7 protein-coding genes are annotated in these 8,426 nt (G+C 65.0%); 3 read left to right on the top strand and 4 right to left on the bottom strand.

The features are described 5' to 3' along the window. On the bottom strand, positions 1-428 hold a 428-nt coding region (locus Y708_RS29735; protein ID WP_162150455.1), incomplete at its 3' end, for a hypothetical protein. Here Y708_RS29735 and Y708_RS0107725 point away from each other — a divergent pair. Then, the gene (locus Y708_RS0107725) at positions 427-2,124 is read left to right on the top strand and encodes a bifunctional 3'-5' exonuclease/DNA polymerase (RefSeq protein ID WP_028279480.1); all 1,698 of its coding nucleotides are present in this window, start codon (positions 427-429) and stop codon (positions 2,122-2,124) included. The two genes, Y708_RS29735 and Y708_RS0107725, sit on opposite strands and share 2 nt — an antisense overlap. Positions 2,125-2,239: 115 nt before the next feature. Next, a complete protein-coding gene (locus Y708_RS0107720) occupies positions 2,240-3,757 on the top strand; it encodes a WXG100-like domain-containing protein (protein WP_028279479.1) in 1,518 nt (505 codons plus the stop codon). Here Y708_RS0107720 and Y708_RS28260 read toward each other — a convergent pair. Genes Y708_RS28260 through Y708_RS0107705 form a run of 3 tightly spaced genes read right to left on the bottom strand, consistent with a single transcriptional unit; the run spans position 3,669 to position 6,692 of the window. Then, the gene (locus Y708_RS28260) at positions 3,669-4,352 is read right to left on the bottom strand and encodes an NUDIX hydrolase (protein WP_081746579.1); all 684 of its coding nucleotides are present in this window, start codon (positions 4,350-4,352) and stop codon (positions 3,669-3,671) included. The genes Y708_RS0107720 and Y708_RS28260 overlap by 89 nt on opposite strands. Next, positions 4,349-5,137 carry an endonuclease III gene (gene nth, locus Y708_RS0107710; RefSeq protein ID WP_028279478.1) on the bottom strand — a complete coding sequence of 263 codons (789 nt, stop codon included), beginning with the start codon at positions 5,135-5,137 and terminating at the stop codon, positions 4,349-4,351. The genes Y708_RS28260 and nth overlap by 4 nt, the downstream gene beginning before the upstream one ends. 22 nt (positions 5,138-5,159) lie before the next feature. After that, positions 5,160-6,692, bottom strand: a complete 1,533-nt coding sequence (locus Y708_RS0107705) for a hypothetical protein (protein WP_028279477.1) — start codon at positions 6,690-6,692, stop codon at positions 5,160-5,162. 314 nt (positions 6,693-7,006) lie between these two features. On the opposite strand from Y708_RS0107705, the gene Y708_RS23680 reads away from it, so the two are divergent. Then, on the top strand, positions 7,007-8,426 hold a 1,420-nt coding region (locus Y708_RS23680; protein WP_035775757.1), incomplete at its 3' end, for an acetate--CoA ligase.

Raw genomic sequence — 8,426 nt, 5'->3', positions numbered from 1 at the left:
GCCCCGCAGCGGGCCGCGGCGGTCCAGACCGAGTTTTCCTCGCCGGAAAGTCCTACGACTATGGTGTCGGTGCCTGTGGCCGGCTGCCCGGCAGAGTCGGCATCCACCAGCACCACGGCCGGGCGCTGCAACAGTGCCTCGGAGATGCTCGCGGCAACAATCAGGATCAACCCGGCAGCCGCGGCCACCCTTGCGGTCTCGTCGCGGAGCGGCTGCGACGTGCTGACCAACACCACGGAGGTTGACTCGGGGGCTGGTATCCAGGATTCCGACATTGCTTCAGCCTGCCCAAGGAAACCAGTGGGCAGGACATCTTTCGCTGCTATGTGGACAACTCCAGCGACGTGGAGGAGTTGTCCACAATCCGCAACCCGGCAATGATCGGCAGTAGCCGGCAGCACGGGCGCGGCGGGAGACAATGAACCCATGTACATTGTCCTGGCCGCTCCGACCCGCAGCGGAGAAACGTCGGACGATTCCGTTGCACAACTGCAGCCCGCAGACTCCTCGTTCTCACCCGCTGGGGACGCCGTCGTCGTCAATGCGAACCAACTGCCGGAGGCTGTGCGCCGCTTCGAGGCGGAAGGTGTGCGTTGGGTGTGGGAAGAGACTCGGGCCTGGTATCCGTCCCTGCTGGACCAGGGCGTCACCATCGAACGCTGCCATGACGTCTCCCTCTCCCGCGAGATCCTCCGCCATTCGCTGTTCAGCGCCCATACGCCATACAGCAGCGGGCTGGGCAACCATCCCGATGACGCGGATGATCCTGCCCTCCCCCGGCAGCTTCCCCCTGCCGCTCCGTCACCTTTGCAGGGCAGCCTTTTCGAAGCCGACAGCGGGCCGGCTGGACCGGGCTGCGCGGAAGTATTGGAAGAATTTGCGGGTCAACAGCACGCGGCAGCCAATTCGTCCCATCCACAGCGGCTCGCACTGCTTCTGGCGGCTGAGTCCGCTGGTGCACTTCTGGCCGCTGAAATGGAGGCAGCAGGAATCCCCTGGCGCGCGGATGTCCACGAGCAGCTCCTCGTGTCACAGCTTGGCCCGCGGCCACGCGAGGGCCTCCGTCCGGTGGAGCTCGAACGATTGGCCGGCGACCTGCGTGACGCGTTGGACAATCCTCGCTTCAACCCGGATTCGCCACAGGAATTGTTGCGGGCGCTGCACCGGGCGGGCATCGAAGTCTCCACCACCCGGTCGTGGGAGCTTGAGCGCCAGGAACACCCGGCCATCGAGCCCCTCCTCAAATACAAGAAACTGTCGCGGCTGCTCACCGCAAACGGCTGGACCTGGCTGGACACCTGGGTGAGCGATGGACGATTCCGCCCTGAGTACGTAGTGGGAGGCGTAGTCTCCGGCCGTTGGGCGTCGCGCGGCGGCGGGGCGCTTCAGATCCCCAAGCAGATCCGCGACGCCGTGAGACCGGACCCGGGTTATGCGTTCATCGTGGCGGATGCCGCGCAGCTCGAGCCCAGGGTGCTCGCCGCACTCGGACAGGACTCGGCGCTGGCAACGGCCGCGCGTGGCCTGGATCTGTACCAGGGGATCGCCGACCAGGGGTTCGGCGACAGGGCGAAGGCAAAGATCGCGATGCTTGGTGCCATGTACGGAGCCACAACCGGCGAATCCGGACGCCTGATGCCGCAGCTGGCGCGCACCTACCCGCAGGCCATCGGCGTGGTGGAGAGCGCCGCGCGAACGGGCGAGGCCGGCGGCGTGGTCAGCAGCTACCTGGGGCGGGGGTGCCCACCGGCGTCGGAGCGGTGGCTAGCCACCCAGCGCACGTCTACCGCAGAGGAGCAACGCCGCGCCGACAACATCGCACGGTCCAGGGGCAGATTTACCCGCAACTTTGTGGTCCAGGCCACAGCCGCGGAATGGGCATTATGCTGGCTGGCTGAATTACGACGTCGGCTGCGGCAGATCGCGGTCAGCTCGCCGGGGGCGGAACTGGTGTTTTTCCTTCACGACGAGGTGATGCTCCACGTCCCCGAAGCGATGGTGACCGAGGTGTCCAGGATGGTGACCGAAGCGGCTGTGGCGGCGACGCGGTTGATGTTCGGCGACATTCCGATCGAATTCACCGTCAACCTCATGGTGGTTGACTCGTACGCCCTAGCCAAGTGACCTGTGGAGGAGCAGTCGCAGCGGGTTATCCCCATGTATTGCCGACCGGTCGCGGCCGGTCGTGCCTCGCCCGTATCGTCTCAGTAGGTACTCAAGAACACTGAGGGGATGCTCTTTGACTATTCTGACCGTGGACACGGACCGGTACGTGGAAGCGTCCTCGTATGCTTCGGCAGCGGGTGCCGACACATCGGCAGCGGCCCGGAGAACGTCCCTGGAACTGCTTGGGGCAACGGGAATGGCGGGATGGGATTCCTCCGGAGCTGACTGGGCGTCAGCCTATGACCCCATCGCCGGGCAAGTCCTCGTGGCAACCGGAGAGCTTGCCCTCGCGTGCTCCGACACCGCCCGGGCACTGAGCGCATCCGCGGGCAACTACATCCGCGCCGAGCTTGTCGCCTCCCACGGCGCCGCCGCGCTGATTACACCGTTCATGCCGGTGTCAGTGGACGAATTGTGTATGCCAGGATTGCCGTCGGCTGCAGCGGTGCATCCCGGGATGTCTCCCCCGTTTGGTTGGGACGTAGTCGCCGGGCTCGTTGGGGCGGTGTGGCCCAACGCTGACACGGCAGCCCTGCGCGGCGCCTCAGGGGCATGGACTTCCTTGGCCAACAGCCTCGAGAGCACGCGAACGGGTCCACTCGCACAGATTCGCTCTTCCATCGAGGGCTTAGCTGCGTGGGAGCTTCGCCTGCTGGAGGAACGCTCCATCGCCACCGACTCATCGGCGGCGGAACTCACCGACGCGGCGAGGCAACTCGGGACGGCCTGCGACACTTACGCAGCCAGCGTGGACGAAGCTCACGCGGAGCTGGTTGCCGAGACGGCGGCGTTTGTCAGCGAGTGCGCGGCGGTGGCCGCCATCAGCGCGGGACTCAGCTTTGTTACATTGGGCGGCGCTGCAGGAATCGGTGCCTTGGTGACCGGGGCGCGGATTGGTCTGCTGGTTGCCCGTGTGGGCGACATCCTCGGGCGCCTGGCGGCAATGGCGCTGCGCGCCAAGGTCCTGGTTCAAGCTGTTCCCGGTGTTGGCCGGCTGACCGGACAATTCCTGAGCCTGGGGGTAAAAGGTGTGTCCAGAGCACCTGCACTGGGCAGGGTTCCCGCCCTTCTGCGCAACACCGAGGGTGCGGCCCTCTGGATGAATCTGCCCGGCGCGGGCCGGCTCGCTCCGGTGATCACGGCCGGACGGCCGATCGCCACGGCGGCAGGGAAGGTGCTGGACAGCAAGCTGGCAGCGCTGATCACCAGCGGGCCGCTCAAGTATCTCCTGAATGACGCTGTCTATCGGACGCGCAGGCTGGCGTTTGGATCCCTCGCCGTTCGAGGGCAGACCTTCGATCAGCTCCTCAGCTTTGCCGGAGCAACAGCCGCGGGCGGCACAACGGTCTTCAAATCGGTGAAATGGCTCCACGCGGCTAACTCACGCAAGAGAACCGTGGAAGGGATGGCTGACGTCGCAGTTGGGGTGACCAACCCGACGCGGGCGGCCGGCGGGAAACCGGCCGGTCCGGGCACCGCAAGGGTCCACGTGCCGGGGCGGCTTACCGGGGGGCTTCGATCTCCCTTGCCTCGTCCCACGGTTGCTCCCAGCCGAGCCCATCAAACAGCCCTGCCAGCAGAATCCCGGTGAAACCCCAGACAGTTACCCCTTGGATCTGGAAGGCCGGGCTGCGTCTGCTGAGTCCCCGCCGCCGCATGATCACCGTGCAGCGGGAATCCGGTGAGAGGAGATCGGCAACCGGAGCCCGGAAAACGTGCGAAGACTCACTCCTGTCCACCACGTCCACCGGCGTAGGGGCAGTCCACCAGGCCAACACCGGAGTGACCATATAATTACTGACCGGCAGGCCCACTTCGGGAAGAGTACCCAGGACCTCAACGCCACCGGGGTCCAACCCCGTTTCCTCCCGGGCCTCCCGCAGCGCGGCAGCGACCGGGCCGTCGTCGTCGTTGTCTATCCCACCACCAGGGAAGGCGACCTGGCCGGGATGCTTGGCCAGGTTAATTGACCGCACCACCAGGAGCACATCGAGATCGTCGGGCACAGCATCCGAGTGGAATTCGGAAGGGCGGTCATCAAGCGTGCCAAAAAGAACCAGTACAGCGGCCGGGCGGGCTGCTGCGGGGTCCAGGTCCCAGAGCTGCCAGGATTCACGGGATTGCCGTGGGGTGCGCGTTCGGGCCGCACGATCGGCGTATGCCCGGAGCTGACCGTAGGCGCTCATGCACCCAGGCTGAAGCCCGCTGCACGCAGCTGCGCACGGGATTCACCGTGGATCATCCGCTCGCGGAGCTCTTCCCTGCCGGGCGCGAGTTCGTACTTCAACAGTTTGCGGGCTTTGTCCGGATCCACTTCACCCTCTCCATAGGACGGGCAGGCCGCGGCGATGGGGCACGCCCCACATGCGGGCTTGCGGGCGTGGCACACCCTGCGTCCGTGGAACACGACGTGGTGGGAAAGCATGGTCCAGTCCTTCGGCTCAAACAGCTCAGCCACGTCGGACTCGACCTTCACGGCATCCTGCTCGCCGGTCCACCCAAACCGCCGGGAAAGCCTGCCGAAATGGGTGTCAACAGTGATTCCCGGAACGCCGAAAGCATTGCCAAGCACCACGTTTGCAGTCTTCCGCCCCACGCCCGGCAGTGTCACAAGATCCTCAAGCCGGCCGGGAACTTCACCGTCAAAATCGTCGACAATCCTCGTGGACAACGCCAGGAGACTCTTGGCCTTCGCACGAAAGAAGCCGGTTGGACGGATCATTTCCTGCAGCGCTGCCTCGTCCGCTTCGGCCAGCCTCCCTGCGTCCGGGTACCGCTCAAAGAGTGCCGGCGTGGTGAGGTTGACCCGTACGTCGGTGGTCTGCGCGGACAGCACCGTCGCGACAAGCAGTTCAAAGACGTTCCGGAAGTCCAGCTCCGCGACCGCATACGGGTAGGCGGCCGCCAGTTCCCGATTGATCCTGCGGGCACGGCGTTTCACGGCAACAGGTGAATCCTGCGATACGGCCATCGGCTCCCTTTCCTGGGTGGCTTCAGCCTTCCCGTGGCGCGCGTTCGATGTTGCTCAGATCCCGCATCACGCCGATCCGGCCGTTTCGTTTGTCCTGCACAAGAAATTCGTTGCCGCGGTCTTCGATGCCCACTTCCCAGTCGCCGGGCTGCAGGACGAAGATTTCGGCACCGGACTGCTCGTCAACCACGGGGCGCGGTGTCCCCACGGCGAACCAGAAGGCCTCCACCATCGGCTCGTCCTCGGAATCCCGGGTAGCGGAAATCGATTCATCCTCCTGAGCCTGCGGCCCCGTGACGACCTGCTGTGCCATCGTCGGCGCATGAGTCGCTGCGCCGGCGTCGTTGACTGTTTCCTGCGCTTCCCGCTGAGCGGGCTCAACGTGACCGGAATCGACCGACGCCTTCTCCGTGCTCTGAGTCGGCACTCGTGGGGAAACAGTTGTTTCCGGAGCGGGCTGTTCCCGCTCTGCAGCAGGCTCCTGCGCCTGTTCGCGCGATATCTCTGCTTGGGGTGCGAAGTCCTCATCAGCCGAACGCGGGTAGGTGCTTTCGCCCGTATCGGCGCTCGGCAATTCCTTGTCCTGCACTCCGGGGACCGCGGAAACCGCGCTGTCGAGGTGGGCATCCGGGGTGGGTGCCTCGGGGTTGGTGGACAACTCACGCTGAACGGAACCGTCCCGGCCACGGTCCGCGGAGGCGTCCGGGTGATGCGCCTGCTGCCCGGAACCTGATGCTGCCGCCGCACCCGTGAAGGCACCGGTCCCGGACTTTTGAGACTGATCCGGCTGTCCAAGATGAGTGGGGACTCCGGCCGTACCCTGCCCGCCGCCGGGAGCGTAGGGCCCCTGGCCTTGGCCTTGGCCTTGGGCACCGTGCTGGGTGGGCCCACCGGACTGTTCGCGCTGCGGATCATTCCACTGCTTGACCTGCTCTGCCGCAACGGGCTTCGGTGCGCGTGGTTTGGCTGGCGCAACGTCGCGGGCAACGCGGTGCGCGTCGGAGGCTGGGCGGCCACTGAAATCGGAGGCAAATGGTGGGATCAGCGGCCCGCCCACGGTTGCCGCCAGGAAGCCCAGGGATCCGAGAAGCCCAATTAGTTGTCCCAGACCAAAATCAGTCACGGTGTGGAGAAAGAAGAACGCCGCGGCGAAGGACGCAATGACAGAGGCAAACTGATCGGCGGACAAGGACCCCACCCGAACCTTCGGGGAGCCGAGCCTGCGGGCTATTATGAGACCAAGTGCGGCAACCGGCAGAAGAATTCCGATGGCCAGGAAGAACAGCGGAAAGAACGCCCAAAAATTGATGCTGTCGAAGAAGGGCAGCAAAGTTCCGATGAACATGATGAGCACCGACCCAGCCAGTACCGTTTCACGCAGCGTAAATGGGCCCACCAGCGCCTCGCTGGCAGCCCCCGTGCGCGAAGCTGGATCCGCTCCAGTGGAATTGGCCGCGCCCGCCATTGCCTGTGGTGACTGGGTGTGAGGCGTCCGGTGCGCATCCTGAACTTTGCTGCTGCCGCCGTCGTTCTGGCCGGTGTGCGGTTCGGTCATGTCGAGTCTCCGTTCGTAACGGCGGCCGTCAGGCCGCTGTAGAGGCACCAAGCGCGGTCATCCGCGTTCACTTCCTGACTCCACCCTAGTCAACCCAAACTTGGTTCTCTAGCCAATCCGCGCGCGTCCACCCGGATCGGCCACCGTTCACCGCAGAATTATGACCTTTCACATCTGGCAATGTGACTGCACGCACATAGTATGGGCACCGGAAGATAGTGTTGATAACCAGCCCGGCGCACGGATCCGTCCAGCGCGCCCGCCGCGCTCGGGCCCGCACAGCCACTGACCATTCGGCCGAAGAGGGGTTCAATATGTCTGAAAAAACGCAGACACAACACGGTGACGCTTTCGAGAATCTACTTCATGAAGAGCGCCGGTTCCCGCCCACGGCCGAGTTCGCGGCGCAAGCCGTTGCCCAGCCGTCTATCTATGGCGAGGCCGCCAACGGCCCTGAGTTCTGGGCAAACCAGGCACGCAGTCTGCTGACCTGGGACAAGGACTTCACGGAAGCACTCGACTGGTCCGATGCTCCCTTTGCCAAGTGGTTTGTGGGCGGCACGGTCAACGCTGCATACAACGCCCTGGACCGCCATGTCGAGGCCGGGCGCGGAGACCGTGTGGCCATCCACTTCGAAGGCGAGCCCGGCGACACCCGCAGCTACACCTACGCGGAGCTGACCCTGGAAGTGAAGAAGGCCGCGAACGCCTTCCTGTCATTGGGCGTTGCGAAGGGTGATCGCGTTGCCGTGTACCTCCCCATGATCCCCGAAGCCGTGATCACCATGCTGGCGTGCGCCCGGATCGGCGCCGTGCACTCAGTGGTGTTCGGAGGCTTCTCCGCGGATGCGCTCCGCAGCCGGATTGACGACGCCGAGGCAAAGCTGGTTGTCACTTCCGACGGCACGTACCGGCGCGGCAAGCCGAGCCCTCTGAAACCAGCGGTCGACGGCGCGCTGGAGCGCGAGGGCCACACTGTCACCAATGTGGTGGTGGTCAAGCGCAACGGCGAACCTGTGGAATGGATCGAAGGCCGGGACCTCTGGTGGGACGACGTGGTTGGTTCGGCGAGCGCCGAGCACACCGCCGTCGGGCATGACTCCGAGCACCCGCTGTTCATCCTTTACACCTCCGGTACCACCGGCAAGCCGAAAGGCATCCTGCATACCACCGGCGGCTATCTCACGCAGACAGCTTTCACCCACAAGAACACGTTCGATCTGCGGCCCGAGACAGATGTGTTCTGGTGCACGGCCGACATCGGCTGGGTCACCGGGCACAGCTACGTCACCTATGCTCCGCTGGTCAACGGCGCCACCCAGCTGATGTACGAAGGGACGCCCGACACCCCGCATCAGGGCCGCTGGTGGGAGCTGGTGGAGAAGTACAAGGTCTCCATCCTCTACACCGCGCCCACGGCCATCCGCACTTTCATGAAGTGGGGGCGGGACATCCCCAAGAAGTTTGACCTCTCCTCCATCCGTGTACTCGGCTCGGTGGGCGAGCCCATAAACCCCGAGGCGTGGATGTGGTACCGGGAAGTCATTGGCGGCAACAACGCGCCCATAGTCGACACCTGGTGGCAGACGGAGACCGGCGCACACATGATCGCACCGCTGCCCGGCGTGACGGCCTGCAAGCCCGGCTCAGCCCAGGTGGCCATGCCCGGAATCGCAGTGGATGTGGTGGACGAAATGGGCCAGTCCGTTCCCAACGGCTCGGGCGGCTATCTGG

Source organism: Arthrobacter sp. H5 (assembly GCF_000520595.1).
Taxonomy (GTDB): Bacteria; Actinomycetota; Actinomycetes; order Actinomycetales; family Micrococcaceae; genus Arthrobacter_D.
This window is presented reverse-complemented; position numbering and strand designations above follow the sequence as displayed.

Coding starts and splice junctions, on each gene's coding strand:
- Y708_RS0107725 (WP_028279480.1), top strand. CDS start 427: ATGTACATTGTCCTGGCCGCTCCGACCCGCAGCGGAGAAACGTCGGAC.
- Y708_RS28260 (WP_081746579.1), bottom strand. CDS start 4,352: ATGAGCGCCTACGGTCAGCTCCGGGCATACGCCGATCGTGCGGCCCGA.
- nth (WP_028279478.1), bottom strand. CDS start 5,137: ATGGCCGTATCGCAGGATTCACCTGTTGCCGTGAAACGCCGTGCCCGC.
- Y708_RS0107705 (WP_028279477.1), bottom strand. CDS start 6,692: ATGACCGAACCGCACACCGGCCAGAACGACGGCGGCAGCAGCAAAGTT.